The organism is Hymenobacter sp. APR13 (assembly GCF_000737515.1).
Classification (GTDB): domain Bacteria; phylum Bacteroidota; class Bacteroidia; order Cytophagales; family Hymenobacteraceae; genus Hymenobacter.
In genome coordinates, this window is sequence record NZ_CP006587.1 from 2,877,341 (window position 1) to 2,903,499 (window position 26,159).

A 26,159-nucleotide genomic window follows, 5' to 3' on the forward strand; every position below is an offset into this window, starting at 1 on the left:
GATGTCTATGCTCAAGCTATTTCGTTTGCTGCCCTTGTTGGCTTTGGTATCGGGTCTGACGGCCTGCGACCAAAGCCAGCTCTATGAAAAGAACGTCGATTTTGAAGGCTACACCTGGTCGGTGCGGCAGAAGCCGGCTTTCACGTTCGACATTGCCGACACCACCCAGCGGTACGACGTGTACTTCAACGTGCGCAATGCCTCCGCCTACGGCTACTACAACCTGTACCTGAAGCATACGCTCACGGCCCCCGACGGCAAGCCCGTGTCGCAGCTGCTGCACCAGATGCTGCTCATGGACCCGCAAACCGGCGAGCCCCGCGGCCGCGGCACCGGCGACATCTACGACCACCAGTTTCTGGCCCTGCCCAACCAGCGGTTCCGGCAGACGGGCACCTACAAGCTGGTGCTGGAGCAGTACATGCGCCAAGACCAGCTGCCTGGTCTGATGGCTGTAGGGGTGCGGGTGGCGCAGGCAGTTGCGCGCAAGCCGTAGCTGCCCCCCCCCAATAAAAAAAAGGCCGCCGCACTTACACTCTATAGGAGTTGGTGCGGCGGCCTTTTTTATGCGGCAGGGCGTAGCCTTATTACCTGCTGTTATGCCGGGGCAGTAGCGCGAGCTTTGTAGTTCGCGGCCCCGCGCCGTCCGGGCGATTGTCGTTCTGGGGCGCGAACTACAAAGTTCGCGCTACTGCCCCGGCGCCACTGAGGCCAATGCTCTGCGTGACGCTAGGTAGTAAAACAAGAAGCTCCGACCCTGAGGCCGGAGCTTTTGCAGATAGCCAACGGAAGACGGTATTACACGGCGGCAATACGCTCTACTTTCACGGCATTGAGGCCTTTCTTACCTTCAATTACCTCAAAGGAAACCCGGTCGTTTTCACGGATTTCGTGAATCAGACCCGTTTGGTGCACGAAAATATCCTGCTCGTTTTCGTCCTGGATGATAAAACCGAAGCCCTTCGATTCGTTGAAGAACTTCACTTTGCCTGTTTTCATAGAAGAACCTGCTTGTAGTGGAAGTGTGGAAAAGACGCCGGTAAATCTAATAGCTATTTCGAATAATCGGGCACGAAGGGACAGTGGCGCCGGGTGCGCCCTCCCCGCTGCTGCCGCTGGCGGCCCGGCGTAAGGCGGCTGGCCCAGGCGACCGGGGGCTTGCCAGTCAGCACGAACCATGCGGGAAATGGCCCCGTATAGCACGGTAGCTGCCGCACTTATTCCCGCCAACATGGCAGCCCCGCTCATGGAAAACGACGAAAAAAAACCGCATAACACCGCCCCCGATTCGGCCGCGCCAGCTGCCGCCGACAACAGCAACTCCACCGTAGGGAGCGAAGGCAGCCGCTACGACAACAGCAGCACGCAGGCCAGCTTCCAGGACCCCGACCGGCTCGAAAACCAGCAAAGCAGCCCCGATCGGGGCGAATTTGGCGCCCACGGCCACCTCGGCCACACGCACGGCGGCTACGGCAACCAGGTGCGTAACCTCACGCCGGAGCCCGCTCGCGAGGCCGCCCCGCCCTCCGATACCACTGCCCACCACGACGGCTACCAGGCCCGGCAAGGCAACGGTGACAACGGCCAGGGCATGGGAGGAGCCACCAGCCAGCAAAACGACAACGGCTCGGACGTAAGCCGTGGCGAAGGCTACAGCGCCGACTACGGCAACACCTCCGGCGGCAGCCCGCTGCAAGCCGAAGCACCCAGCTCGGCACAGGGCGCCCGCAACCAGCGCGAAGACGACCACTCGTCCCGCGGCGGCTACGACAACCAAGGCCACCCCGACGACAGCAACTACCGCCAGCCCACCCCCGGTGCCGCCGCTGCCTCTGGCACGGCCAGCGCCCAGGACGAAGCCGGCCGCCCCGCTGCCATGCCTGAAGAAGCCAACGCCGGCGCCGGCAGCAGCTACAGCGGCAGCACCCAGGACGGCCACGGCTCGCGCGGCGGCTCCTACAACGACGAATACGACGCCGCCAACGACAACAGCCAGGCCGGCTCGCCCGCCCGCGGCGACTACGACAGCCAGGACCAGAGCCAGAACTACGGGCAGCAAAGCCGCCAGGAAAACCGCCCGGCCGGCGGAAAGGATACCGACTATGGCGCCACCCCCAAGCGCACCGGCACCCAGGAATAAGACGTAATCGGCTGCCTCGGCACCAAGCAAAACGGCCCGCTACCTCAGGTAGCGGGCCGTTTTGCTGTAAAGGTGTTACCTGGCTTTGCGGGTGGCGCGGTAGATGCGGCCCTTCTCGTTGCTGACCATGAAGTCGGTGTTGTTGAGGAAGGCCAGCGCCTCGGCCTGCCCGGTGGTGGGCAGCGCCAGGCAGGACTTGGGGCCATCGAACAGGCGGCGGCCGGGCTGGCGCTCCAGCAGATACACGTGGCCGTAGCCGAGCAGCGCCACCGTGCGGCCGTCGGGGCTGATGTCGGCGGCCGTAACCCAGGTGTTGATGCGGAGGCTGTCGAGCAGATTGGCTACGTGGGTGCCGGGGCGGGCGGGCAAGGAGTAGAGCTTTACATAGTGGCCCTTGCTCCGGTTTTTGGTGAACAGATAGAGGCTGTCCTGATGATAATAAAAAGCTTCGCAGTCGAAGTTGCGGGCGGCTTTGCGGGGCGGAAACTGGCGCTGGTCGGAGTAGCGGAACCGGATGGTGTCTACCTGATCGAGCTTGGGGCCGCTGAGGCGGTAGATGGCTAGGTTGCGCCGCTTGTTCTGGTTGTTGCCGAAGTCGCCGATGTAGAAGCGGCCGGCGTTGTCGCGGGCCAGGTCTTCCCAGTCGATGTTGGTGAGTGGAGCCAGGTTCAGGGTTTGCAGCACGTCGCCCTGGGGCGTCACCCGGAACAGCGACTGCGCGCTGCCGCCGTCGCCGTGGGTCCACAGGTCTTCCTGCACCCCGGCCAAGGCAAAGCCCGAGCTTTCCTTCACCAGTGGCTGGCGCATGCGGCCCGTTTGCTCTACTTTATAGTTTGTGTTGACCTTGACAAACTCGCCCCGGCCATCCTGGGGGCCACAGCCACATACCACCGACTGCAGGAAAACGAGAACAGGAAACAGCTTGTCGCGCAGCAAAAACAGCATGAAAATCAAGAAAGGTTAGCCGTTTAACTCCCGGCAGGCCCGGAGGGTTGGGCCCGCAAAGCTACTGCGCTGGCTGAAGCGGCCTCATTTAATCAGCAGATAGGGCAGCAGCTTCTCGTAGGTGGCCTCGTCGAGGATGCGGATCTGGCGCAGGTCGCCCGGCTGCCGGAACGGGCCGTGCTGCTGGCGGAAGGCCACCACCACCCGGGCCAGGCGCTTGCCCACGTAGGGGTGGCTCTGTAGCACTTCAAACGGCGCATTGTTGATATCCACACCCTCCGGCACGAAACCAGGCCGCACGAACGTGTACTTGCGCAGGCTGTCCACCAGATCGGGCGCGTCGCGCAAGCTGTAGAGCTCCGCCAGTTGACCGGCCTCGCGGAAGCCGCCCAGCCGCTGCCGGTAGTCTACCACCCGCGCCGAAAGCCCCCGCCCGATGCCCCGGATCTGCATCAGCTGGGTGGTATCGGCCGTGTTCAGGTCGAAGGGCTGCAGGTTGCGGGGCTTGCGAGGGTAGGCACTGGCGGCGGCCGGCCCGCCGGCCCCGAAGCGGCGGCTGGCCGGGTCGGTGGCGCGGTCAGGGTAGGGGCGGGCGGCGTAGGTGTGCGGCTCGCGCGGCGGCAGAGCCTCGGGTAGCTGGATGTAGGGCGCGAGACGGGCGTAGGTGGTGTCGGAGAGGCCGTAGGCGCGCCGGAGCTGCTCTTTGGCCCGGAAGCCGCCCACGGCGTCGCGGTATTTCACCAGCCGCTCGCCCAGCCAGGCCGGCAGCCCGCGCGCCTGCCAGTCGAGGCTGGAAAACTGGTTGGGGTCGAAGGGAGCCAGAGCCACCTGCGGCACGCGGGGCCGACGTGGGTAGGCGCGGCGCGGGTAGCGGCTGCCGGTGCCCGCATATGCCGGCCGGGGCTGGCGTTTGGCGGCCAGCTCGGTGGCCCACTGGTTGAGCTGGCGCTGGTCGGCGGCGGGATTATAGGAGGGCAGGTGCGGCCGCAGCAGCAAAGGCGCCACCAGCAGCCCCAAAAGCAGCGTCAGGAGCACCGCAAAACCGGTGGTTTCGCGGCGCGAAAACCCGAAGTAGCGCCGCCGTGCCACCCGAAAACGGGCCCTAAAACCAGTAGCGGGCGCCTGGGCCCTGGTGGGGGGAGGAGAAGATAGCGGCATACCGGGTAAGCATAGGATATTGGTACAGAATAAGCTGCAATCAATATAGCAAGCAGCCTATTCATCCCCAAGCCCGGCCGGCGGCTACTTCCGGATTTTCACGTCCACGTCGTAGCGGTAGCGCGGCGGCCCGCCCAGCGGAATGGCGAAAAACGGCAGCGCCACGTCGTACTGGTCCGTGACGTAGAACACCAGGTCGTTGCCTTCCTTGGTGAGCGAGGTCAGGCGCATGTCCAGCGAGAGGCCGTGCTCTTTGCTGCTGATGGGGTGCTGGCTGCGGGCCCACACGTTGTCCTGGCTCACGCTGGCCGGGTGGCCGTTTTTAGCCACGCTGAAGATCTTGATGGTCACGTCGCCGTCGAGGTCGAAGTTGCTTTGCGTGATGCTTACCACCCGGTCGTTGACGTAGGGGTAGAGGTGCGTAATGGCGCGCCGCGTGGGCACCAGCCGGAAGGCGTATTCGTAGGTGAAGGCGTTGCCGCCCTCCACGGCCACGTTCTGGGTGGGGCTGGTGCTGAAAAAGTAGCGGTACAGGTTGCCGTCGTCGCCGGCTTTGCCCTGCGTAATCACCTTGAATACGTAGCCATCAAACTCCGGCACGTACTCGCCCTCCAGCGGGTTGAGCGGCCCGAACGTGTACCACTGGCCGTCGTATTTCGCGTCGGCCCCGAACTTCACCTGCTTGAGCAAGGTGCCGGAGCGAAAGTTGCCGCCGGGCTTGGGCTTGCGGGCGTCGGGGGCGGAGTGGGTGCCGGGGCCGCCGTAGAGGCTGAACTCGGTGGTGGTGTTCCAGGTGAAGCGCTTTTCGTCGAGCTGGCCGCCGCAGTCGGGGTCGAAGACCCGGATGTACACCGGCTGGCGGTTTTGCTTGGGCACCAGAAAGAAAAAGGTCTGGGTGAAGTCGTCGTCGCCCCAGCTGGGGTCGGCCTGGGCCCCGAACGTGACGAGCGACGCAATATTTTCGCCGGGGTTGGGTACGGCCTGGGCTCTGGCCAAAAACCCGGTCATAGTCAGCAGAAACAGGCCAGCTAAAAATCGGAACATAGTACCAAGGTATCAGAAAAAGGCGTGAATCTTCCGGATTCGCGGCTGCGTAATTGCCGATGCCGCCCCGGGCCCGTATCATTACGCGCCGTTCGGCTGTTTTTCCTCCTGTTTGCCCCCGTGATGAGTCAGTCCCCCACCCGCACCACTGCCTTCTTCGATGGCCTGACGGCCGAGCTCACCGCCCTGCGTGACGTGACGCAGCAGCGTTTCCGGCCCCTGACCGACGACCAGCTCAACCGCCGCCCCTCGCCCGACACCTGGAGCGTGGGCCAGTGCCTGGAGCACCTCAACATCATCGGCGGCTTCTACCTGCCCACCATCACGCGCAAGCTCAAGCAGGCCCAGGAGCGCGGCAGCACCCCCGCCGAATCCGTGAAGCACGGTTACATCGGCCAGAAAATGACGGCCGCCCTGAAGGCGCCGCCTGCGGAAAAAGCCATGAAAACGCCCCAGCAGTACGCGCCCAGCGGCTCGCGGCTGCCGCGCACCGTGGTGGAAGTGTTCGGCCGCCAGCTTGAGGAGCTGCTGCAGCTGCTGGAGCAGGCCCGCCGCGTCAATGCCAACGCCGTGCGCATCCCCAACCCCATCATTCCGCTGCTCTGGCCCCGCCTGCCCGACGTGCTGGAAATGCTGGTGGTGCACATCCGCCGTCACGTAACGCAGGCCGAGCGGGTGCTGCAGGGCCACGGCGTGGTGGCCTGAGCGGCGCAGTACCAAAGTGGTAAAATCCATCACAAAAAGAGCTTCCGGTCGTACCCGGAAGCTCTTTTTTTGTGCAGAAAGTACTTCTTACTCGGCCCCGAAAAAATAGGTGAGGCTGAGTTGGAGGTTGCGGTTGCGGATTTTGTCTCTGGGCTCGTCGTTATTTCGGTCGTTGGGGGCAATGTTGCTGATACCCATGGCATAGCCGAGCTGTGCCTGCATTGGGTCAACCTTGTAGCCCACGCCAAATGTGGCGCCCAGGTCGAGGCGGCGGTAATAAGCTTTTGAATTGTCGGTACCGGCCTGCTCAGCGAATTCTACGTCGTATTTCCCTTCAAGAATATCGTTAAGGCTGCCAGTAGTATACTTCAGCTCCTCTTTGCCCTTGCCACTCAGTGCCAGCCCGAAGTATGGACCAGCAAATACTTGCAAGCCTGTGGCTCCGTTAGCGGTATACACCACATTCAGGGGTACTTCCAGATAGTTGAGGCGTAGTTCTTCCTGATGAGACGAGAACCTGTTAGGGCTGGAATCTTCCAAATCAACCCGGTAGCCCTTTTGGCTGTAGAGCAACGCCGGCTGGAAGGCAAAATTGCCGAAGCCAATGTTGGCCGCTACGCCAGCCTGCGCACCAAGGCGCATTTGCGAGTTTAGAACATACGACGCTTGAGTGTGGTATCTGAAATCGGCGAAATTAGCCCCGATGCGCGGGCCAAAGCTGATTTGAGCCTCAGCGGCAGGAGTAGCCAGGGTTACAGTTGCCATACCCAGTAGGGCGGTGAATAGGGACTTCATAAAAAAGAGGAAAATAGGGGGTAAGTGAACCTGTGTGGTTGTATTCAGCGCGAATATAGACTGCTTCGCTACGGGCTTTCCTTCCGACGCAGGAGCTAGCCGCCAACTTTCTGCCAGAGTGAATATGGAATTGCTCAGGAACAGGCATCTGGATTTTACCAACTTGCCGTTTCCCGTCGTTTCCATCCTATGCGTTCCTTCCTCTTTAGTTTGCTGGCCCTGCTGATGCTGCTCCCTGGCTCCTCCCAAAACCCTCCGGCGGGTGCCGGCCCCGGTACCCCCGCCGCCTGGAAGAAAATCGACCAGCTGCTGGCCAAAGACCAGACCGCCTCGGCCGGGAAGCTGGTAGATGCCCTCTACCAGCAGGCCCGCCAGCGCCAGGATACGCCCGAGTACTTGCGCGCCCTGCTCTACAAGCTGCGCCTGCTGGATGAGCGCGAAGAAGAGTCCGACGAAAAGGCCATTGCCCTGGTGGAGGCCGACCTGAAAACGGCCCGGTTTCCGGCCCGGCCCATCCTGCACAGCCTGCTGGCCCAACTCTACGCCAACTACTACCAGCAGCACCGCTACCAACTCTACGACCGGACCCGCGCCGCCGCGCCCGACCCCGCCGATGCCAGCCAAGCTGATATCCGCACCTGGGATGCCGCCCGCCTGGGCAGCGCCGTGCTGCAGCACTACCGCGCCTCTTTGCTCGATGAGCCCCAACGCCAGCAGCAGCTGAAGCTGGCCGCCCTGGGCTACGCCATAACCGGCGGCGACGCCGAAAGCCGCGCCCTTGCGCCCACGCTCTACGACCTGCTGGCCCGCCGCGCCATCGAGGGCCTCGGCAACGATGAGTTCTACGTCACGAAGCCCGCTGAGCAGTTTGAGTTGACTGATCCGGCCCTGTTCGGCCCCGTCGCTGAGTTTGTGCAGCTAAAGCTGACTGCGCCGCCGGCTGACTCGCTGAACGGGCAGCTGCAGGTGTTGCGGGTGCTGCAGCAGCTCACCGCCTTCCGCCTCCGGGAAGCCGCCGCCAACCCCGCCGCCCTGGCCGACGTGGACCTGGCCCGCCTGCGCTTCGTGCGCGAGCACGCAACCCTGCCCGACGAGGACGCGCTGTACCGCGCCGCCTTGCTGCGCGCCATCGACACCTACAAAGCCTTGCCGATTGCCAGCCGGTTTATGTTCGAGCAAGCCAACAGCCTGCAAGAAACCGACCCCGCCCAGGCGAGGGAGCTGGCCCTGGCCGCCGAAAAAGCCTGGCCGAAGTCGCAGGGTGCTCAGCAGGCCCGCAACCTGCGGCTGGGAATCGAGGCCCTGGAGCTGCGCTTCACTACCGAAGAAGTGGTGCTGCCCGCCCAGCCCTGGCTGTTGAAGCTGACCGTGCGCAACGTGCCGAAGCTGTACGCCAAGGCTTACCGCATCAGCACGGCCCGGCAGCTGCGGGAGCTGGAAAAGCCAACTCCCTACGACGAAAACCGCTTTCAGAAGCGCTACGCCCGCGTGCTGGCCGGCAAGCCTGCCGCCGCCTGGGCGCTGGAGCTGCCCGGCCCCGCCGACTACCGCCCCCACACCGTGCAGCACGCCGGCCCGGCGCTGCCGCTGGGCCACTACCTCATCGTGCTGAGCACCGCTGAGGAAGCGGCTACCAAAGAAAAGCCTGGCGTGGCTACTGCCTACGCCGAGCTGAGCGTGAGCGAGCTGAGCGAATTGCGCCGCAACGCCGCCGCTCAGGAAGGACCCGAGGTGCTGGTACTGCACCGCCAGACCGGCATCCCCCAGGCCGGCGTGCAGGTGCTGCCCTTCTTTCAGTATTACGACCAGAAGGCGGACCAATACAAGCAGCGGCGCGGCCCCGCGCAAACTACCACCGCCGAGGGCCTGACCCAGATTGCGCTGGGTACCGCCACCGGCCAGAACACCCAGCTCCGGGCCCTGCTGCTCACCCAGGGCCGCGACTCGCTGCTGACCACGCAAAGCGGCTACTACGGTCCGCGCCGGGGCCCGCGGGATCTGGAGCAGCCCCAGCGCCGCACCTTCCTCTACACCGACCGCGCCATCTACCGGCCCGGCCAGACGCTGTACTTCAAAGGCATCTTCACCGAAACCCGCGCCGGCAAGTCGCAGCTGCTCACCAAACAGGCTGTGTCGGTGCGGCTCGTGGACGTGAACGGCCAGACCATACAGACGCTGCCCTTCACCACGTCGGATTTCGGCTCTTTCCACGGCTCTGTGGTGCTGCCTACCGGGTTGCTTAATGGTGAAATGAGCTTGCAGACCGATGCCGGCAGCGTCAGCTTTGCCGTCGAGGACTACAAGCGGCCCACGTTTCAGGTGACGTTTGAGCCGGTGGCGGGCACGCCCGTGCTGGGCCAATCCGTGACGGTGCGCGGCAAGGCTACCGCCTACGCCGGCCAGCCCATCGATGGCGCCACGGTGCAGTATCGTGTGGTGCGGCGCACGTTCTGGCCTTTCTTCGGCCGGGGCTTCTACGGCGGCGACCAGCCCGAGCTGGAAATCCTCAGCGGCACAACCCGGACCGACTCGGCCGGCGGTTTCGTCGTGACGTTTGTGGCGAAAGGGGAAACCGCGGCCGGCCCCGGCAAGCGCGGCTGGGGCCCCGGCTACGCGTTTGAGGTGACGGCCGACGTGACCGACGCGGCCGGCGAAACCCGCACCGGCCAGCAGCGCGTGAGCCTCGGCACCAGCGCCCTCACGCTCCGCCTCGACGCGCCCGAGCAGCTCAACCGCGAGCAGCTGCCGCCGTTGCAGCTCCTGAGCACCAACGCGGCCGGCGAGCCGCGCCCGGCCCGGAGCACCCTGCGCCTCTACCGCCTCACGCCGCCCACCCGCGCCCTGCGCCCCCGCGTCTGGGAGCAGCCCGAGTACGAAGCCCTGACGCAGGAAGAGTTCCGCCGCCTGTTCCCGCTGGATGCCTACGCCCGCGACGACAACGACAGCACCTGGGCCCGCACCCTCGTGCTCACCCAGGAATTCGACACCGACAAAACACCGCTGCTGCCCAACCTGCGCGCCGCGCTGGCCACCCAGGAGCCCGGCCGCTACCTGCTGGAAGCCACCGCGCCGGCCGCCACCGCCACCGAGCCGGAGGCGAAAGTCGAGCAGCGCTTCACGCTCTTTTCGGCCACCGCCGCCACGCTGCCTGTGCCCACCTTCGACTGGTTTGTGGCCCTGCAGGACAGCGTACTGCCCGGCCAGCCAGCCCGCTTCCTGGTAGGCAGCGCCGCCGGCGCGCGGGTGCTGCTGGAAGTGGAAGCCAAGGGCGAAACCCTGCGCCATGAGTGGCTCACCTTGGCCGCCAACGAGCAGCGCGTGGTGGAAATCCCGACCACCGCCGCCCTCGACGGCGCGCAGCTACACTTGCACCTCACGCAGATCCGCGACAACCGCCTCTACCGCCATGAAGCCACCGTGCAGGTAGCCACGCCGTCCGCGCCACTAACCCTCAGCATCGCCACCTTCCGCGACAAGCTGCAGCCCGGCCAACAGGAAACCTGGCGCGTCACCATCCGCCAGGCCAACGGCCAGCCCGCCGCGGCCGAGCTACTGGCCTCGCTCTACGATAAGTCGCTGGACGTTTTCCGGCCGCACTCCTTCGCGGAGCTGGAGTTTGCCCGGCCATACTATCCCGCCGTGCTGGCCTGGAACGGCCGGTTCGGCGTGGAGGAATCCACGGAGCTGTTTGACGGCAACCCCGTGACCGGGACAGTCTGGAGCCTCGTCTACCCGCACCTCAATATGTGGGGCTTTATGGGCGAGGACGAAATTCCGGACCAGACAGAGCTTGCTGATAAAGTGGTGTCAACCCGAGTGGTAAGAGGCAATGCGCCTATGGAAGAACGGCTTGAGTCTGCTGCTATGGCGGCAGCTCCAGGCAGTGCGAATAAGGTCCAAATGCGTATGGTTCCGCCTCCTCCTCCGCCACCCAATGCCCCACCACGCCCCGGAGAGACAGACGATATTCCAGATATGGCTCAGTTGGTTGACAAGCCTAGTGCCGACCTCAGCAACGTGCAGGCCCGCACCGACTTCCGCGAAACGGCTTTGTGGGCGCCGGCCGTGCGCACCAACGCCCAGGGCGAAACCGTGCTGGAGTTCCAGATGCCCGAGGCCGTAACCCGCTGGCAGCTGCTCACCCTAGCCCACGACCAGCAGCTGCACTCCGGCATGCTGCAGCGCGAGCTGGTGACCCAGAAAAGCCTGCAGGTGACGCCCAACGCCCCGCGTTTCTTCCGCGAAGGCGACCAGCTCACCTTCTCGGCCAAGCTCAGCAACCTCACCGATGCGCCCATCAGCGGCCGCACCCAGCTGCTGCTGCTCGATGCCCGCACTCAGCATCCCATTGAGGCGAAAGTGCTGCAAAGCCCCGCCCAGCTGGCGTTCAATCTGCCCGCCCGCCAAAGCCAGGCCGTGAGCTGGAGCCTCACCATCCCCGAAACCGCCGAAGGTCAGCTGCCCATCGAAGCCATAACCTACAAGGTGGTGGCGTCGGGAGAGTTGTCAGCTGTCGGTTCTCAGTTGTCAGGGACAGATAAGAAAGCGCAGAAAAAGGCCCGCCGCCAGAACAAACCGGCAACTGATAACCAACAACTAACAACCATCGAAGACGGCGAGCAGAACACGCTGCCGGTGCTGCCCAACCGCCTGCTGGTCACCGAAAGCCTGCCGCTGCCCATCGTGGGGCCGGCCACCCGGGAGTTTGAGCTGCAGAAGCTGACCAGCACCACCTCGCCCACCCGGCGCAACTACTCGCTCACGCTGGAAATGACCGAAAACCCGGCCTGGTACGCCGTGCAGGCGCTGCCCTACCTGATGGAGTACCCCTACGAGTGCTCCGAGCAGGTGTTCAGCCGCCTCTACGCCAACCTGCTGGCCGCCAAAATCCTGCAAAGCAATCCGCGCTTCAAGGCCATGCTGGCCGAGTGGCAGCGCGCTGCCCAAAGCGGCGACAAAACCTCCCTCACCAGCAAGCTCGACCAGAACCCCGAACTGAAAGCCCTGCTGCTGCAGGAAACGCCCTGGGTGCGCGACGCCCAGAGTGAAACCGAGCGGATGCGCCGCCTTACCGAGCTGTTCGATGAGCCCCGCCTGAAGGCCGAAACCGCCCGCGCCCTCACCAAGCTGGCCGCCATGCAGCAGCCTAACGGCGCGTTTCCGTGGTTTGAGAAGATGCCCGCTGACCGCTACATCACCCAGCTCATCGTGGCCGGCTTCGGCAAGCTGCGCAAGCTCGGCGCCTTCGATGCCAGCCAGGACGAGCGCGCCGCCCCCATCCTGCGCCAGGCCCTGGCCTACCTCGATGGCGAGCTGCAGCGTGACTACGCCGACCTGCGCAAACAAAAGGGCGTAAATCTGAAGCAGGACCATCTTTCCGATCTGCAGATTCAGGCGCTGTATGCCCGCAGCTTCTGGGTTGCGCCGGCCGTAGCCAAGGCCACGCAGCCCGCCTTGGCCTACTATCAGAAGCAGGCCGCCGCCTTCTGGCCCGCCCGCACCCGCTACCTGCAGGCCCAGATGGCCTTGGCCCTGCACCGCCAGCAGCAACCCGCCGCGCCCCGCGCCATCCTCACGGCCCTCACCGAAAATGCCCTGCACTCGCCCGAGCTGGGCATGTACTGGAAGGAAGTGCGCGGCGGCTACTACTGGCGCGAAGCCCCCACCGAAACCCAAGCCACCCTCATCGAGGCCTTCGACGAGGTGCAGAACGACCAGAAAGCCGTGGATGAAATGAAGCTCTGGCTGCTCAAGCAGAAGCAGACCCAGAGCTGGCCCAGCACCCGTGCCACCGCCGACGCCTGCTACGCTCTGCTGCTGCGTGGCTCCGACTGGCTGCAGCCCACCCAGCCCCTGCGCGTGACGGTGGGAGGGAAGCCCGTGGCGCCTACCACCCAGCAGGCCGGCACTGGCTACTACAAAGTCAGCTGGCCCGCCGCCGAAGTGCAGCCCGCGCAGGGCCGCGTATCGGTGCAGAAAACCGATGCGGGCGTGGCCTGGGGTGCGCTCTATTGGCAGTATTTCGAGCAGCTGGATAAGATAACGCCCGCCGCCACCGGCCTGCAGCTGGAGCGCCAGCTCTACCGCGAGCAGCGCACCACCGGCGGCCCCGTGCTGGAGCGCCTCACCGCCGCCAGCCCCCTGCGCGTCGGCGACGTGCTGGTGGTGCGCCTAGTGCTGCGCGCCGACCGCGACCTGGAATACGTGCACCTCAAAGACCAGCGCGCCGCTGGCCTGGAGCTCATCGGCCAGACCTCCGGCTACCGCTACCAGGGCGGCCTGGGCTACTACGAGAGCCCCCGCGACGCGGCCACCAACTTCTTCATCGGCTTTTTCCCCAAAGGCACCCACACCTTCGAGTACCGGCTGCGGGCGGCGCAGGCCGGCAACTTCTCGGGTGGCCTGAGCCAGCTGCAGTGCCTGTACGCGCCGGAGTTCACAACCCACTCGGCTGGCACGCGGGTGCAGATTGCGGGGCAGCCGTAGCGGCTATAGCTACCGGCTGCTATATAGTGGCGGTCGGTAGCTTTTTTGCCGGTGAAATCGCGCGTCAGCTCGACCAAAATGGCTTTCTGCCAGCATGGTACGTGGTCGGCTTTGGATTTTGTGGCCGGGGGGTGGTAATTTTGAAGTTCCGTTTAGCCCCTGTTGGAACAATGAAGAGACTGATTGTGATGATAACCGGCCTGCTGCTGAGCAGCACGGCCCTGATGGCCCAAAGCGAAAAGAAGACCACCTCCGTAACCCCTACCGCGCTGCCCGGCGAAGAGAAACTGACTCCCCGCGAGCGGGCCGAGCGCGATTTCCTGATGCCCGCCCGCCGCAAGCAGGATGCCGTGCTGAAGGCCGCCGCCCGCGAAGAAGCCGCCGCCCAAGCCGACACCGAAGCTTCAGCTTACCACGCCGAAGCCGCCCCGGAGCCGAAAGCCCCGGAAGCTGCCCCAAATGCCAGCGCTCCGGCTGCCGCCCCGCGTCATGTGGCTTCGCGCAGCCGCCACCGCTCCACCAGCAGCAAAAAGAAAGTGGTTCATAAGTCGTCGGCTGGCAAGCGCAAGACGGCCACCAAAAGCAGCCGCTCGCGCCGGCGCTAACCACAATCCTTGATCTTACCCCAAAAAAGAAGCGGCACCCGTTCTGGTTGCCGCTTCTTTTTTGGAATGAAATCCGGTGGTAGTTTTCTGGGCTGAACCCTCCGGCTGCTACATGGTGGAGGTGGTGGGGCGGCGCAGCCAGAACACTACCAGCAACAGCACTAGCAGCGCAATGGCCGGTACGCCATTGGCCAACCCGCCCGGAATTTTGGTGGCGTGCATCACCACCGCGCCCACCATGATGATTATCAGTCCCAGCGCGGCCGGCCGCACAAAGCGCGGTATCAGCAGCCCGATGCCGCCCAGCAGCTCGCCACCAGCTACCAAATAGGCCACCACGGCGGGCATGCCCATACTGCCGAACATGGCCACCGTGCCCGGCAGATCCATGAGTTTTCGGCCGCCGGATGCAATAAAGGCCAGGCCCAGCAGGCCCTGCAGAATCCAGGCAATGATGTTGCGGGTAGAAGCTGTCATACGAAAAGTGGGTTGGTGGAAGTGAGAGAAACTCGGAGCCCGTTTTGAACTGAGCTGCTGCACAATATGGCGGATTCAGGCAATAATTCATACCACCGACCTCTTTGCTCCAATCAATCTAACGGGCCGCCGTTCTGTTAGCGTCACTGGCGTGCTACTCGGTTTCCGGCGTCGTGTCCGGGTCGGTATCGTCGGGGTCGAGGCTGTAGCGGGGGGGTGGGTTGCGGCGGGTGGCACCAGCCAGCTGGCCCAGGCGTAGGCCGTAGCCGAGCTGCACCGTGGCGTAAGAGCCCCGGCTGACGATCGTCAGGCTGCCCTGCTGCACGGTGCCGTTGTCATCAATGTATTCCAGCCGAGTGGAGTTGATTTCCTCGAGCGGACTCAGCCCTCGCTGGTAGGTGGCCGTGAGCAGCAGCATGTGGCGTAGCCCCAGTTCGTAGCGCAACAGTCCCTCCACGCCCACCATGGCCGTGCCCCGTCCGCCGACGTTGCGCACCAGCACCAGCGGATTGCCGGGCTGAGGGAGTTGAGAAATGTCGCTATACCAGAGTGGACCTTCGTAGGCGTAGCGGCCGCCGTAAGTCCACGTATAGGAGCCAGTTAGTGCCAGATCAAGTCCCCAGTGTGGCCCTGGGCTCCACACATCGTAGAGCCGCAAGCTTATCCCCGAGTGATGTATCGTCTGATCCCCAATGCCCTTGCTAAAGCCGTTGCCCCGGGTACCGTAGCGCACACTTTGGGGCAGCCCCGTAACGCGCTCCTCCACACCTATACCCAGCCGCTCAGTCAGCGGCACCACTAGGCGCAGAGCGGCCCCGGTATTGAAGCTGCCGACCGTCCGGAACTGCCTGGTTATGTTCTGCCGCTCCATAGTGGGGTGAGCCAGCGTTACGCCGCCACTGATGTTCAGCTCCACTTCTCGTTGCGCCCACGCGCTACCGCTGGAACCAAGCAATAAAAAACCGCAGCCCAGCAGGCCGCGGTACAGGATATCAAAAGTAAAAGTAGTTGTAGCCATCGGCAGCCTAACGCCGCCGGCCGGCCGCAAATTGCGGCTGGCAGCCTACGTATTTTGCGGCATCAGGCGCAGCACCAGGCCGTCGAGGCGCTCGGTGAGGCGGATCTGGCAGGAGAGGCGGCTGCCCTGGCTCATCACCGGCAGGCTTTCCAGCATGGCCAGCTCGTCGTCGGAGGGCTCGTCGAGGGCAGGGCCGGCCAGCACCTCAATGTGGCAGGTGCCGCACAGCGCCATGCCGCCGCAGGTGGCCTGAATGTCGTAGCCGCTGGCCTTGAGCAGCTCCATAAGGCTCAGGCCCATGTCGGTGGGGCCGCTTACTTCGGTGCGCTGGCCGGGCGCTTCCTCCACGTATACGCGTACGTCTTCGGTCATTGAGTGCGTGATGAAGTGATGGGGTAATAGCGTGATGAAGTGATGAGGTGATGGAGTGATGAGGGAAGAACGTCATTCCCTCATCACTCCATCACTTCATATCCTCATCACCAATTACAGCGTCGGAACGCCGTTGACGGTGGTGTACTTGAGGGTGTATTTCTTCTCGGGGAAGATGTGCTTGAAGGCGCCCTGGCACATGAGGGCCGCTTCGTGGAAGCCGCACAGAATCAGCTTCAGCTTACCCGGATACGTGTTGATGTCGCCGATGGCGAAGATGCCGGGCTCCGAGGTGGAGTAGTCCAGCGTGTTCACCTTCACGGCGTTGTCTTCCAGCTCCAGGCCCCAGTCCTCAATCGGGCCGAGCTTGGGCGTGAGGCCGAACAGCGGAATGAACGAGTCCACGGGCAGCTCGGTGGCGGTGCCGTCGTTGGCCGTGATGGTCACGGCGTGCAGCTGGCCGTTGCCGTGCACGTGCGTCACGTTGCTGCTCAGCACCAGGTTCACCTTGCCAGCCTCGTGCAGGTGTTTCACTTTCTCGGCCGAGTCGGCGGCGCCGCGGAAGGTGGTGCCGCGGTGCACGAGCGTCACTTCCTTGGCTACGTTAGCCAGGAAAATAGTCCAGTCGAGGGCCGAGTCGCCGCCGCCGGCAATGACGAGGCGCTGGTCGCGGAAGGTTTCGGGGTCGCGCACCATGTAGTACACGCCCTTGCCCTGCTCGAAGCTCTCCAGCTGCTCGATGGCCGGTTTGCGGGGCTCAAATGAGCCCAGACCGCCGGCAATGGCAATGGCTTTGCAGTTGATTTCGGTGCCGTCGATGGTGGTCACCACAAACGAGCCGTCGTCGAGCTTGCGGTAGCCTTCCACCCGCTCGCCCAGCGTGAAGGTGGGGTGGAAAGGTTCGATCTGGCGCATCAGGTTGTTGACCAGGTCACCGGCCAGAATATCCGGGAAGCCTGGGATGTCGTAGATGGGCTTCTTGGGGTAAATCTCGGACAGCTGCCCGCCTACCTGAGGCAGAGCGTCTACTACATGGCAGCGCAGCTTCAGCAGCCCGGCTTCAAATACAGCAAACAGCCCCACCGGGCCGGCCCCGATGATGCAGATATCGGTCGAAATAGAATTCATCAGTGAAGGGTGAGTTCAAACAAATGGCCAACAGGGCCCTGGGCATAACAGCCAACTAGGCCAAATCGTTGGCCCGGCCTGACAATACCGCCGCAAAGATAGGCACCCGGCTCCAACCCGCACTTTCGCTGCGGTACTTTCGCCCCCGACCTGGTATCAGGAAGGTTGCTGCGCCCAGAACTGCTGCAGGAAGGCGTCAGCTTCGTTCCTGTCAGTAAAGATATAGGTCGGGATTTCCTCCGACTGGGCCCGCACCTGCTGCATGAACTTGGGCACGCTGGCTGAAGGCGGGTGTACTTCCACCACCAAGCCCACCCCGGAAGCCTGCAGCATCTGGCGCACCTGCCGGAACACGGGCAGCATATGAAGATTGGGCCCCAAAGTGCGCCGCAGATCCGACAGCACCGTGAAACCTGGCTTCACCAGCTTCAGGGCCCGTTCGATATCAGCCACATAGTGCGGCAGCTCCGTGGCCAGCGTCATTTCTTCCAGACGCTCATAAACGATATGGTTGCCGGCCGTATGCAGGTAAATCCGGTACTGTGGGCGGTAGGCAATAAGGTCCATAAACGGCGTGTGAATAACGGAATATCGATAAGTGGCGGAGAGGATAGTGGCCGGCTAACGTCGTAAATATCGGTACTATTCCGGGCGCACAACATTAGTGCCTTTTCTGCTATATGCTTTAGCTGGCCTATAAACTATACATGCTCCGCAAACATTGTTCGCGGAGCATGCAGCAGAAGCAATAATGTTGGGCAGGCCCTATCTTGGGGCACCTGTTATCGGCAATCAGGCCCCGTATGCACTCAGAAAACGCCCAACATCCTCAGCAGGCCGCCGCCGCTGACCCGGACAGCAAAAGAAATGTTGCCTCGGCCATGCTGCGCCGGCGTCGGCAGCGGCTGGAAGGCACTGTGGTATCCACGGCCACCCAACTGCTGCCGCTGCTGAAGCTGCTCGATGCCATCAAGCCCCACGCGGCCAACGAGTCGGTTTTTCGGACGCGGCGCAAAAAAATCAATGTACAGCTAGCCCTGGCTTACGCCCAGCTGAAGCAGGAGCGTCCGAAGCGCGAAACGCTCGTGCTGGCTTTACAGACGATAGGCGAGTTGGTGCGCGAAGAGGCGCACGACATCAGTAAGGATGAGTTAAAGGAAGCCGCCCGGGAGTTTGTGCTGGCTACGCTCAAAAATGCGCCGGCCATCATCAACGCGGCCCACCAAGCGAAGCTGCTCTCGTAGCGGCAGCAGGGCTAGGCCTGCCGGTCGCTGTATTCGCTGAGCTGGCTGAATTGCGCAAAGTTGGCGTCGTCCTGCCAATAGGCGCGGCATTCGGTTCGCAGGTTTTTCAGGAAGTCTTCCTGGCGGCGCAGGTCGCGCCATTCGCCCAGGCCCAGCTGCTCGCAGAGCTTGTAGAAGGTGTCGCCCTGGCCTTTGTGGCCCGCCACGGTTACCAGGCAGCTCAGGATGGGCCGCCCGGCCGCATACTCCGCTTCCGAAATTTCGGCCAGAACTTCTTTCAGGCGTTTTTTCTCGTGGGTGTTGTCGAGGTTGAAACCCAGATCGGCTTCCTGTACAAGATTCAGGTAGCTGGTGGTGCCTACCTGCTGTCGGGCGAAGAGGATGAGGTGTTTTCTAATTCGATCCAGCATGTTGGTTGTTAGGGGTTGGGACAAAACGGTGAATAGGAACTGTACTGCTCTTGCGAGCAGTGCGTGCCGAAATCCCAAAACCTTGCCAATCTGGCCCTGTGAAATTTTAAGTTCTGATGGTGAACTATTTATCGGGTTTCAAATCTGGAAACAAGGCCTGTTGAGTTGCTGATAAAGCGCAGCCTTAAGGCCGGTCGCCGCTGGGCCCAGAAACCGGACTTCGCGTGGTGCCCGGAGGAAAAATGCATAAAAAAAGCCCCTCAGCAGGCTGCTGAGGGGCTTTGTTCGTGGTCGTGTAAGGAGTCGAACCTTAAACCTTCTGATTCGTAGTCAGATGCTCTATCCAATTGAGCTACACAACCATTTTTACCGTTTGGCGGATCGTTTATCCGTTTTGGTTGTGCAAAGATAGCAGGGAAAATTCCGGCGGTGCAAGCCGGGTCCCGCATTTTGCTTGGTTTTTTTTCGCGAAAGACTGCAAGATGCTGAATTTCAGTTGAATTTTTTTACTCGATTTTCGTGCCCTGGCGCAGGGTTCGCTGCATGGCGCGGTTGAAAAGGTAGTACAGGCCAAAAAACGACACCGCCACCAGCACCGCTACCAGTACCTTGCCGGTGTTGCCAGTGCCCGGGTCGCGGAGCAGCAGCATAATATCCTGGGCTTTGGTGCCGAGCCAGTAGAAAAACAGGCTGCGCGGCAGCATGCCCACGATGGAAGCCAGCAGAAACCGGCGCCGGTCCACGCCCATCACGGCCAGAATGAACGTCATCAGGGCAAACGGCGTGACCGGGGAGATGCGCAGCAGAAACACCAGCTTCCAGCTGTCGGTCTTCATTTCCTGCATCACGGCGGCGGCTTTGGGGAAGCGCTGCAGAAACGCCAGCATCTTGCCGTGGTCGAGGCTGGAGGCTACCTGGTAGCCGGTGAGGGCCGCCAGTGTGTAGGCGATGAGCATACCCGGGAAGCCCGCCCAGCCGAAGTAAAACCCGGTGATGAGCACGGCCAGCGTGGTGTGCAGCAGCGAAAACGCCATGGCCACCCCGATAACCACGAAGTACAGCACCGCCTGCAGCAGCGTGGGGTGCTGCAGCAGCTCCTGGTTGCGGTAGAGCAGGAATCCCAGCGACGAGCTGCCCACAAACGGCAAACCCGCCAGCAGTACCATGGAAAGGAAAGTAGAGGCGTTTTTTTGAAAAAGCTCCCGGAGAAAAGCCATAGACTGCAAGTGAAAAACAAACGGGCCGGCGTGAAGGCGCCGGCCCGAAGGTAGAACGTAAGAACGGGGCAGAAGGCTACATAGCGTGGCCGGCCCGCCTACTCGTCGGAGGAGCTGCCGCCGAAGAACCGGCGGATGGTAGCCCAGCCGCCGGCCACCACCGCCAGAATCACCTTCCAGAACTTGGCCAGCAGCGCAAAGGCGCCCACCTTGGCCAGCACCTTGCCCGCCACTAGCCCGCCGATGCCGTAGGCGGCCACCTCGTCGATTTTGGGGTCGAAGTCGGCGTATTGCTGGCCTTGGGCAAACTCCACGCTCTTGATCATCTGCGGGATGCTGCGCCGGATTTCCGGCAGCTGGCCCATGTCGCCGATGGCGTTGAGGTTGAGCACGCCTTTGCGGCCGAGCACGCGCACGTTGTAGTTGAGCGTGTTGTAGTCGGTGCCGGCAAAGCGCAGCTCCTTGGCCCAGTGCAGCACGTTGAGCTTGGCATCGTAGAAGGGCTTGGAAGCCCAGCCGATGAGCATGATGCGGCCGAAGCCGGCTTCCTCGCGCTCGGCGTTGCTTTCCTCGGTTGCCTCCTTCATGTCCTCCAGCAGGTCGTCGTAGTCGATTTCGGCGGCGTCGGTGTCTTCCACGTAGCCCGAAGGGTCGTACTCGACGGCGAAGGCCCAGTTGTTTTCATCGAGTGGGCCGCGGTCGGCCGGGAACAGCATGCCCAGCGACTCGCCATCGGGATTGCCCCAGAGCTTGGTCAGCACGTATTCGCTCTGCTTGGCATCGAGGTAGCGGAAGCCGGTCGGCACCGTAATGGAGCCCAGCCCGTCGGGCAGCGTAATCAGGCCGGTCTGGTAGTGCAGGGTGGCCTGCACCGAGTCGATGTAGTGCCGCTCACTGTCGATGGAGTCGGCGGGGGCGGGTGGGGTGGGGGCGGCCAGGGCAGCGGCGGCGGGCAGGCCCAGCAGGGCCCATAGGAGTAGGAGTGTTTTCAAGCGGATAAAAAAAGTGTGAATAGAATTTTGCCAACAAGATAGAACGCCGTCCGGAGGATTTGGCCACCGCAGCCGGCAAAATTCTGATTTTCAGGATTCGGCTTTCCGCCGGCCGGCCGAGGGCGCACCGGGCAATGCTACCGGCGCGTGGTTACCTTTGCGGGCCCAACCCCAGTTCCCCAGAAACTTAGTCGTACCAGATGAAATTCGGAACCAAAGCCATCCATGCCGGCGTGCACCCCGACCCCGAAACCGGGGCCATCATGACGCCCATCTACCAGACCTCGACCTACGTGCAACGCTCGCCCGGCGACCACAAGGGCTACGAGTACTCGCGCACGCACAACCCCACCCGCACCCAGCTCCAGGACGCGCTGGCGGCGCTGGAAAACGGCCAGCACGGCCTGGCTTTCGCCTCGGGCATGGCCGCTATCGACTGCATCATCAAGCTGCTGCAGCCCGGCGACGAGGTCATCAGCACCAACGACCTGTACGGCGGTTCCTACCGCATCTTCACCAAGGTATTCGCCAACTACGGCATCAAGTTTCACTTCGTGCCGATGCACGACATGGCGGCTGTAGAGGAGAAAGTGACGGCCAATACCAAGCTGATTTGGGTGGAAACGCCTACGAATCCGCTGCTCAACGTCATCGATATTGAAGCCGCCGCCGCCGTGGCCAAAAAGGCCGGCGCGCTGCTGGTAGTGGACAATACCTTCTCGACGCCGTACCTGCAGACGCCCCTGGACCTGGGCGCCGACATGGTGATGCACTCGCTGACCAAGTACATGGGCGGCCACTCCGACGTGGTGATGGGCGCCGTGATTGTGAAGGACGACGAGCTGCACGAGCGGCTGCGTTTCCTGCAGAACGCCTGCGGCGGCACGCCCGGCCCGCAGGACTGCTTTCTGGTGCTGCGCGGCCTGAAAACCCTGCACCTGCGTATGCAGCGCCACTGCGAAAACGGCCGCGCCGTAGCCGAGTACCTCAAGAGCCACCCCAAAGTGGAGAAAGTGTTCTGGCCTGGCTTCGCGGAGCACCCCAACCACGCCGTGGCGGCCAAGCAGATGCGCGACTTCGGCGGCATGATTTCCTTCGTGCTCAAAGGCGACCGGAAAGAGGACGCCGTGGCCGTGCTGGAGAAGTTCGAGCTGTTTTCGCTGGCCGAAAGCCTGGGCGGCGTGGAAAGCCTCTCGGGCCACCCCGCCACCATGACGCACGCCAGCATTCCGGCCGAGGAGCGCCGCAAGGCCGGCCTCTCCGACTCGCTGATTCGGCTGAGCGTGGGCATCGAGGACGTGGAAGATTTGATTGAAGATTTGAAGCAAGCCATCGGCTAGCGTAGCGCAGCTGGCTGCCGGGGCGCTGCTGCGCCGGGGCTGGCTGTGGATTCTGTGAAAAAAGCGCCGTCCGATAGTTTCCGGGCGGCGCTTTTTTGTGAGGTGATATGCCGGGCAATCTGGCGGCGCGGTGGGGCCGTACGTTGGCCTCACGTAGTTGCGCCGCTGCCCATGTCCCGCTTGCTTGTTCTGCTTTCCGTCTGGCTGTTCACGTTGGGTTGTGGGGCCGAAACACCAGCGCCGGCCGCGCTGCCACCTGCGGCAGATCCGGTATCGGCGCCGGCGGGCACCCGGCGGTTTCTGGCCCTCGGCGACTCCTACACCATCGGGCAGGGCGTGCCGGCCGCCGACCGCTGGGGCGTGCAGCTGGCACGGCTGGCCCAGGCCGAGGGCCTGCGGAAGCCCGACATCATTGCCCGCACCGGCTGGACCACCGGGCAGCTCCGCGAAGCCATCATCGCCGCCAATCCGCCTGCGTCTTACGAGCTGGTGTCGTTGATGATTGGGGTGAACAACCAGTTTCAGGGGTTGCCGCTGGCAGAGTACCGCACCGACTTTCGGGAGCTGCTGCACACGGCCATCCGGCTGGCGGGCGGGCGGCCCGGGCGCGTGCTGGTGCTGTCCATTCCCGACTGGGGCCAGTCGCGGATGGGCCGCAGCTACCCGCAGGCCGCCATCAGCCAGGAAATAAACCAGTTCAACGCCGCCGCCCGGCAGGAGTGCGCGGCGGCCGGCGTGGCCTTCCTCGACATCACCGACCTGACCCGCGCCACCAGCTACGACCCCGCCCAGTTCGCGCCCGACGGCCTGCACTACTCCGGCCTGCATATGCAGCAGTGGGCCACCCGCGCCCTGCCGCTGGTGCGCCGTCTGGTGCAGTAGGCGTGGCGCGCTGACAGTGGTTTTTTTCCGTTCGCGAAACATTCGGCGCCGTAAGCGGTAGTGCAGGGGTTGTTTTGGCGCGCGGTTGTGCGCCGGCACCTTGGTTTCTGTTTGCCCGCCTGATGTACTTGCTCAACCTGCCCGCTTTCTCCCCGATGCCGATTTGCCGGCCTGCTTCCGCAGGTGTGGCGGCGGGGTGCTGTTGCTGTTGTTGAGGCTGCGCCGGCCCGCGCCAACCGCCCGCGCGGTAGTGCGTACATAGAGCTGCGCTGATATTATTTCTTTTTCCGGATTGTGCTGAACGGACCCCGCCGCGGGCGGTGCGTCGGATGTGTGAACGGCACGGCCGCCCCGCAGGGCGCGGCCGGCCCCTGGCTTGTTTTCCTTTTTCTTTCTGACATGAATACTCTATCCGCAACGCGGCTGGGCCTGGTCACGGCTTTGTCGGTGGCCAGCTACGCCGCCTTTGCCCAAACCGTGCCCGTGACGGGCCGCGTAACCAGCAGCACCGGTCAGGGCCAGCCCGGCGTGACGGTGCTGGAACAAGGCACCAGCAACGGCACCAGCACCGACGCCGACGGCCGCTACCGCCTGAGCGTGCAGCCCAACGCCACGCTGGTGGTGTCGGCCATTGGCTCCGTGACGCAGCAGGTGCAACTCAACGGCCGCACCACGCTGGACGTGCGCCTGACCGACAACCAAACCGCCCTCAACGAGGTGGTCGTAACCGGCTCGCGGGCTACCGAAGGCCGCTCCAATATCCTGACCACGGCCCCGGTGGACGTTATTTCGGCCCGCGAAATCAAGGCCTACGCCCAGACCGACGTCACGCAGATCCTGACTTACATCGCGCCTTCGTTTCAGAGCACGCGCCAGACCGTGACCGACGGTACCGACTTCGTGGACCCCGCCTCGCTGCGCGGCCTCGGGCCCGACCAGGTGCTGGTGCTCGTGAACGGCAAGCGGCGGCACAGCTCGGCGCTGGTGAACATCAACGGCACGCCCGGCCGCGGCTCGGTGGGCACGGATATGAACGTTATTCCGCCGGCCGCCATCAAGCGGATTGAGGTGCTGCGCGACGGGGCGGCGGCCCAGTACGGCTCCGACGCCATTGCCGGCGTCATCAACATTCAGCTCAAAGACGACACCACCGGCGTGAACGTAAGCAGCACCGCCGGCCAAACCACCGAGAGCGACGGACAGCTGTTTCAGGCCGACGCCAACGCCGGTTTCGGGCTCAATAAGCGGGGCTTCGTGAACGTGAGCGGGCAGTTCAGCAACCGCAGCTACTTCGACCGCAGTGGCGCCGACACGGCCCCGCTCATCTACAAAGGCACCAGCGCCGGCAACTACCCCGGCGGCCTCACCAACGACCAGAAGCTGGCCCTCAAGGCCCAGGACGATGCGCTGGTTGCCCAGAACGGCTTCAACCGCCGCGACATCCGGGTAGGCGCTTCCGACACGCGCACCTACGGCGGCTTCCTGAACGCGGCTTACACGCTGCTGCCGGCCCAGGAGATGGAAGCCTACGTGGCCGGCGGCCTCACGCGCCGCACCGGCCGCGGCGGCGCCCTCTACCGCTTGCCCACCCAAACCACCCAAATCGACCTGGGCCTCTACCCGAACGGCTACCTGCCGTTCATCAACAGCACCGTGGATGACGCCTCGCTGATTACGGGCGTGCGGGGCCGGGTGCTGGGTTTCCAGGCCGACCTGAGCAACACCTACGGCCGCAACAGCCTGCGCTACGACATCAGCAATACGCTCAACGCCTCGCTGCCGCTGGGCACCAGCCCCACCGAGTTCTACGCCGGCGAGCTGCTGTTTCAGCAGAATACCGTGAACCTGGGCTTCTCGCGCAAGTTCCTGGATATGCCGGTGCTGAGCACTCTCAACGTGGCCTTCGGGGGCGAATTCCGGGTGGATAACTTCCAGATTGAAGCCGGCGAGCTGGGCTCCTACGCCAACGGCCTCAATGAGCAGGGCCGCATCATCACGCCGGCGTCGGGCAACACGGCCGCTACGTACGCGGCGGCGGGTTCGCAGGGCTTTGCCGGCTACCGCCCGCAGGATGCCACGGACCGCTCGCGCACCAACGTGGCCGGCTACCTCGACCTGGAAAGCGACATCACCGAAAAGCTGCTGGTGAGCGTGGCCGGCCGCGCCGAGCGCTACTCCGATTTTGGGGGCAACGTGAGCGGCAAGCTGGCCGCCCGCTACAGCGTGCTGCCCGATGTGGCCGTGCGCGGCGCCATCAGCAACGGCTTCCGGGCGCCTTCGCTGCAGCAGCGCTACTTCACCAACTCCAGCACCCAGTTCAACAGCGGCGAGCTGCGCGAAGTGCTGACCACCAACAACGACAGCCCGCTCACGCGCGCCTTCGGTATTGGCTCCCTGAAGCAGGAAAAATCCACGAACTACAGCCTGGGCCTGACGGCGCGGGTGCTGCGCACCATTACGCTTACCGTGGATGCCTACCAGATTGACATCCGGGACCGAATCGTGCTCAGCAGCCAGTACAACCGCGGCAACGCGGCTGTAGCTCAGATTCTGGGCACGCTGCCGGTGCAGGGCATCCAGTTCTTTGCCAACGCCGTGAACACCCGCACCCGCGGCCTCGACGTGGTGGCCAACGAGCGCCTGACCCTGGGCACCGACAGCCGCCTGACTTTGACGGCCGCCGCCAACTTCAACGCCACTACGGTGCGCAGCTTCAACAGCTCCGGCTTCATCGATGCCAACCCCACGCTGCAGAACACGCTGTTTGACCGGGCCCAGCGGACGCGCCTCGAAAACGGCCAGCCGCGCAGCAAAATCAACCTGAGCGCCGACTACGGCTACAAAATCTTTGCGGTGAACCTGCGCACCGTGCGCTTCGGCGAGGTGCAGACCAAGGACGCCAACCCCGACCGCGCCTTCATCGACCAGACGTTTTCGGCCAAGTGGATTACCGACTTCGTGCTCAGCGCCCAGGTGCTGAAGAACGTGGGCGTGAGCGTGGGCGTCAACAACCTGTTCGATGTGTACCCCGACCGCCTCTACCAGGACCCCAACAACAACCCGCAAAGCCTGGCCTACTCCACCCTCGACGCCACCAACCGGGGCCGGTTCCTGTACAGCTCCAACCAGTTCGGCTACAGCGGTGCCTTCTACTTCTGCCGCTTGAACCTGACTTTGTAGTCATCTGGAAGCAGGCCCGTT

General features: G+C 63.6%; 22 protein-coding genes and 1 tRNA gene. 9 read left to right on the top strand and 14 right to left on the bottom strand.

The genetic code is table 11. The annotated features are described in order from the left end of the window. The first annotated feature begins 7 nt into the window (after positions 1-7). Positions 8-496 (top strand): gliding motility lipoprotein GldH, encoded by a 489-nt coding sequence (locus N008_RS12115; RefSeq protein ID WP_044016304.1) that lies wholly within the window; start codon positions 8-10, stop codon positions 494-496. 302 nt (positions 497-798) lie between these two features. Here the strand turns inward: N008_RS12115 and N008_RS12120 are convergent, their stop codons facing one another. Further along, a complete protein-coding gene (locus N008_RS12120) occupies positions 799-999 on the bottom strand; it encodes a cold-shock protein (protein WP_044016307.1) in 201 nt (66 codons plus the stop codon). A gap of 232 nt (positions 1,000-1,231) precedes the next feature. Here N008_RS12120 and N008_RS12125 point away from each other — a divergent pair, with 232 nt between their 5' ends. Further along, on the top strand, positions 1,232-2,140 hold the full coding sequence (locus N008_RS12125) for a hypothetical protein (RefSeq protein ID WP_156109270.1): 909 nt from the start codon (positions 1,232-1,234) through the stop codon (positions 2,138-2,140). 75 nt (positions 2,141-2,215) lie between these two features. Here the strand turns inward: N008_RS12125 and N008_RS12130 are convergent, their stop codons facing one another. The 3 genes from N008_RS12130 to N008_RS12140 all read right to left on the bottom strand — a co-directional run bounded on the left by N008_RS12130 (position 2,216) and on the right by N008_RS12140 (position 5,287). After that, positions 2,216-3,085 (bottom strand): hypothetical protein, encoded by an 870-nt coding sequence (locus tag N008_RS12130; protein WP_044016310.1) that lies wholly within the window; start codon positions 3,083-3,085, stop codon positions 2,216-2,218. A gap of 84 nt (positions 3,086-3,169) precedes the next feature. Further along, positions 3,170-4,243: a ComEA family DNA-binding protein gene (locus N008_RS12135; RefSeq protein ID WP_081910771.1), complete on the bottom strand. Its 1,074-nt coding sequence runs from the start codon at positions 4,241-4,243 to the stop codon at positions 3,170-3,172. A gap of 84 nt (positions 4,244-4,327) precedes the next feature. Then, positions 4,328-5,287, bottom strand: a complete 960-nt coding sequence (locus N008_RS12140) for a hypothetical protein (protein ID WP_044016315.1) — start codon at positions 5,285-5,287, stop codon at positions 4,328-4,330. A 123-nt stretch (positions 5,288-5,410) separates the two neighbouring features. Here N008_RS12140 and N008_RS12145 point away from each other — a divergent pair, with 123 nt between their 5' ends. Further along, positions 5,411-5,992: a DinB family protein gene (locus tag N008_RS12145; RefSeq protein ID WP_044016316.1), complete on the top strand. Its 582-nt coding sequence runs from the start codon at positions 5,411-5,413 to the stop codon at positions 5,990-5,992. A gap of 87 nt (positions 5,993-6,079) precedes the next feature. Here N008_RS12145 and N008_RS12150 read toward each other — a convergent pair whose 3' ends face one another. After that, complete coding sequence (locus N008_RS12150) at positions 6,080-6,787, bottom strand: porin family protein (protein WP_044016318.1); 708 nt, start codon at positions 6,785-6,787, stop codon at positions 6,080-6,082. A gap of 189 nt (positions 6,788-6,976) precedes the next feature. Here N008_RS12150 and N008_RS12155 point away from each other — a divergent pair, with 189 nt between their 5' ends. Both N008_RS12155 and N008_RS12160 read left to right on the top strand, forming a co-directional pair. Beyond that, positions 6,977-13,273 carry an alpha-2-macroglobulin family protein gene (locus tag N008_RS12155; RefSeq protein WP_156109272.1) on the top strand — a complete coding sequence of 2,099 codons (6,297 nt, stop codon included), beginning with the start codon at positions 6,977-6,979 and terminating at the stop codon, positions 13,271-13,273. Positions 13,274-13,443: 170 nt separating this feature from the next. Further along, positions 13,444-13,878: a hypothetical protein gene (locus tag N008_RS12160; protein WP_156109275.1), complete on the top strand. Its 435-nt coding sequence runs from the start codon at positions 13,444-13,446 to the stop codon at positions 13,876-13,878. Positions 13,879-13,986: 108 nt separating this feature from the next. Here N008_RS12160 and N008_RS12165 read toward each other — a convergent pair whose 3' ends face one another. The 5 genes from N008_RS12165 to N008_RS12185 all read right to left on the bottom strand — a co-directional run bounded on the left by N008_RS12165 (position 13,987) and on the right by N008_RS12185 (position 17,440). After that, the gene (locus N008_RS12165; protein ID WP_044016323.1) at positions 13,987-14,355 is read right to left on the bottom strand and encodes a DoxX family protein; all 369 of its coding nucleotides are present in this window, start codon (positions 14,353-14,355) and stop codon (positions 13,987-13,989) included. Positions 14,356-14,509: 154 nt separating this feature from the next. Beyond that, entirely contained in the window at positions 14,510-15,373 is an 864-nt protein-coding gene (locus N008_RS23180) for a hypothetical protein (RefSeq protein WP_156109277.1), read from the bottom strand. 45 nt (positions 15,374-15,418) lie between these two features. Then, entirely contained in the window at positions 15,419-15,745 is a 327-nt protein-coding gene (locus tag N008_RS12175) for a 2Fe-2S iron-sulfur cluster-binding protein (RefSeq protein WP_044016326.1), read from the bottom strand. Positions 15,746-15,859: 114 nt separating this feature from the next. Further along, positions 15,860-16,873 (bottom strand): NAD(P)/FAD-dependent oxidoreductase, encoded by a 1,014-nt coding sequence (locus tag N008_RS12180; RefSeq protein ID WP_044016328.1) that lies wholly within the window; start codon positions 16,871-16,873, stop codon positions 15,860-15,862. Positions 16,874-17,029: 156 nt separating this feature from the next. Continuing rightward, a complete protein-coding gene (locus N008_RS12185) occupies positions 17,030-17,440 on the bottom strand; it encodes a hypothetical protein (RefSeq protein ID WP_044016330.1) in 411 nt (136 codons plus the stop codon). A 314-nt stretch (positions 17,441-17,754) separates the two neighbouring features. Here N008_RS12185 and N008_RS12190 point away from each other — a divergent pair, with 314 nt between their 5' ends. Continuing rightward, positions 17,755-18,117: a hypothetical protein gene (locus tag N008_RS12190; protein ID WP_044016332.1), complete on the top strand. Its 363-nt coding sequence runs from the start codon at positions 17,755-17,757 to the stop codon at positions 18,115-18,117. 11 nt (positions 18,118-18,128) lie between these two features. Here N008_RS12190 and N008_RS12195 read toward each other — a convergent pair whose 3' ends face one another. The 4 genes from N008_RS12195 to N008_RS12210 form a co-directional block, all read right to left on the bottom strand. Next, positions 18,129-18,527: a hypothetical protein gene (locus N008_RS12195; RefSeq protein ID WP_044016334.1), complete on the bottom strand. Its 399-nt coding sequence runs from the start codon at positions 18,525-18,527 to the stop codon at positions 18,129-18,131. Positions 18,528-18,815: 288 nt separating this feature from the next. Next, positions 18,816-18,889 (bottom strand) — tRNA-Arg (locus tag N008_RS12200). Between the two features lie 144 nt (positions 18,890-19,033). Further along, complete coding sequence (locus tag N008_RS12205; RefSeq protein WP_231569699.1) at positions 19,034-19,693, bottom strand: TVP38/TMEM64 family protein; 660 nt, start codon at positions 19,691-19,693, stop codon at positions 19,034-19,036. Positions 19,694-19,842: 149 nt separating this feature from the next. Beyond that, entirely contained in the window at positions 19,843-20,736 is an 894-nt protein-coding gene (locus tag N008_RS12210; protein WP_197062849.1) for a DUF2167 domain-containing protein, read from the bottom strand. Between the two features lie 200 nt (positions 20,737-20,936). On the opposite strand from N008_RS12210, the gene N008_RS12215 reads away from it, so the two are divergent. The 3 genes from N008_RS12215 to N008_RS12225 all read left to right on the top strand — a co-directional run bounded on the left by N008_RS12215 (position 20,937) and on the right by N008_RS12225 (position 26,138). Beyond that, the gene (locus N008_RS12215) at positions 20,937-22,076 is read left to right on the top strand and encodes a cystathionine gamma-synthase (protein WP_044016341.1); all 1,140 of its coding nucleotides are present in this window, start codon (positions 20,937-20,939) and stop codon (positions 22,074-22,076) included. Between the two features lie 171 nt (positions 22,077-22,247). Next, on the top strand, positions 22,248-22,958 hold the full coding sequence (locus N008_RS12220) for an SGNH/GDSL hydrolase family protein (protein ID WP_081910773.1): 711 nt from the start codon (positions 22,248-22,250) through the stop codon (positions 22,956-22,958). 399 nt (positions 22,959-23,357) lie between these two features. Continuing rightward, positions 23,358-26,138 carry a TonB-dependent receptor gene (locus N008_RS12225; RefSeq protein ID WP_052381484.1) on the top strand — a complete coding sequence of 927 codons (2,781 nt, stop codon included), beginning with the start codon at positions 23,358-23,360 and terminating at the stop codon, positions 26,136-26,138. The last annotated feature ends 21 nt before the right edge of the window (positions 26,139-26,159 follow it).

Coding starts and splice junctions, on each gene's coding strand:
- N008_RS12115 (WP_044016304.1), top strand. CDS start 8: ATGCTCAAGCTATTTCGTTTGCTGCCCTTGTTGGCTTTGGTATCGGGT.
- N008_RS12120 (WP_044016307.1), bottom strand. CDS start 999: ATGAAAACAGGCAAAGTGAAGTTCTTCAACGAATCGAAGGGCTTCGGT.
- N008_RS12125 (WP_156109270.1), top strand. CDS start 1,232: ATGGCAGCCCCGCTCATGGAAAACGACGAAAAAAAACCGCATAACACC.
- N008_RS12130 (WP_044016310.1), bottom strand. CDS start 3,085: ATGCTGTTTTTGCTGCGCGACAAGCTGTTTCCTGTTCTCGTTTTCCTG.
- N008_RS12135 (WP_081910771.1), bottom strand. CDS start 4,243: ATGCCGCTATCTTCTCCTCCCCCCACCAGGGCCCAGGCGCCCGCTACT.
- N008_RS12140 (WP_044016315.1), bottom strand. CDS start 5,287: ATGTTCCGATTTTTAGCTGGCCTGTTTCTGCTGACTATGACCGGGTTT.
- N008_RS12145 (WP_044016316.1), top strand. CDS start 5,411: ATGAGTCAGTCCCCCACCCGCACCACTGCCTTCTTCGATGGCCTGACG.
- N008_RS12150 (WP_044016318.1), bottom strand. CDS start 6,787: ATGAAGTCCCTATTCACCGCCCTACTGGGTATGGCAACTGTAACCCTG.
- N008_RS12155 (WP_156109272.1), top strand. CDS start 6,977: ATGCGTTCCTTCCTCTTTAGTTTGCTGGCCCTGCTGATGCTGCTCCCT.
- N008_RS12160 (WP_156109275.1), top strand. CDS start 13,444: ATGAAGAGACTGATTGTGATGATAACCGGCCTGCTGCTGAGCAGCACG.
- N008_RS12165 (WP_044016323.1), bottom strand. CDS start 14,355: ATGACAGCTTCTACCCGCAACATCATTGCCTGGATTCTGCAGGGCCTG.
- N008_RS23180 (WP_156109277.1), bottom strand. CDS start 15,373: ATGGCTACAACTACTTTTACTTTTGATATCCTGTACCGCGGCCTGCTG.
- N008_RS12175 (WP_044016326.1), bottom strand. CDS start 15,745: ATGACCGAAGACGTACGCGTATACGTGGAGGAAGCGCCCGGCCAGCGC.
- N008_RS12180 (WP_044016328.1), bottom strand. CDS start 16,873: ATGAATTCTATTTCGACCGATATCTGCATCATCGGGGCCGGCCCGGTG.
- N008_RS12185 (WP_044016330.1), bottom strand. CDS start 17,440: ATGGACCTTATTGCCTACCGCCCACAGTACCGGATTTACCTGCATACG.
- N008_RS12190 (WP_044016332.1), top strand. CDS start 17,755: ATGCTGCGCCGGCGTCGGCAGCGGCTGGAAGGCACTGTGGTATCCACG.
- N008_RS12195 (WP_044016334.1), bottom strand. CDS start 18,527: ATGCTGGATCGAATTAGAAAACACCTCATCCTCTTCGCCCGACAGCAG.
- N008_RS12205 (WP_231569699.1), bottom strand. CDS start 19,693: ATGGTACTGCTGGCGGGTTTGCCGTTTGTGGGCAGCTCGTCGCTGGGA.
- N008_RS12215 (WP_044016341.1), top strand. CDS start 20,937: ATGAAATTCGGAACCAAAGCCATCCATGCCGGCGTGCACCCCGACCCC.
- N008_RS12220 (WP_081910773.1), top strand. CDS start 22,248: ATGTCCCGCTTGCTTGTTCTGCTTTCCGTCTGGCTGTTCACGTTGGGT.
- N008_RS12225 (WP_052381484.1), top strand. CDS start 23,358: ATGAATACTCTATCCGCAACGCGGCTGGGCCTGGTCACGGCTTTGTCG.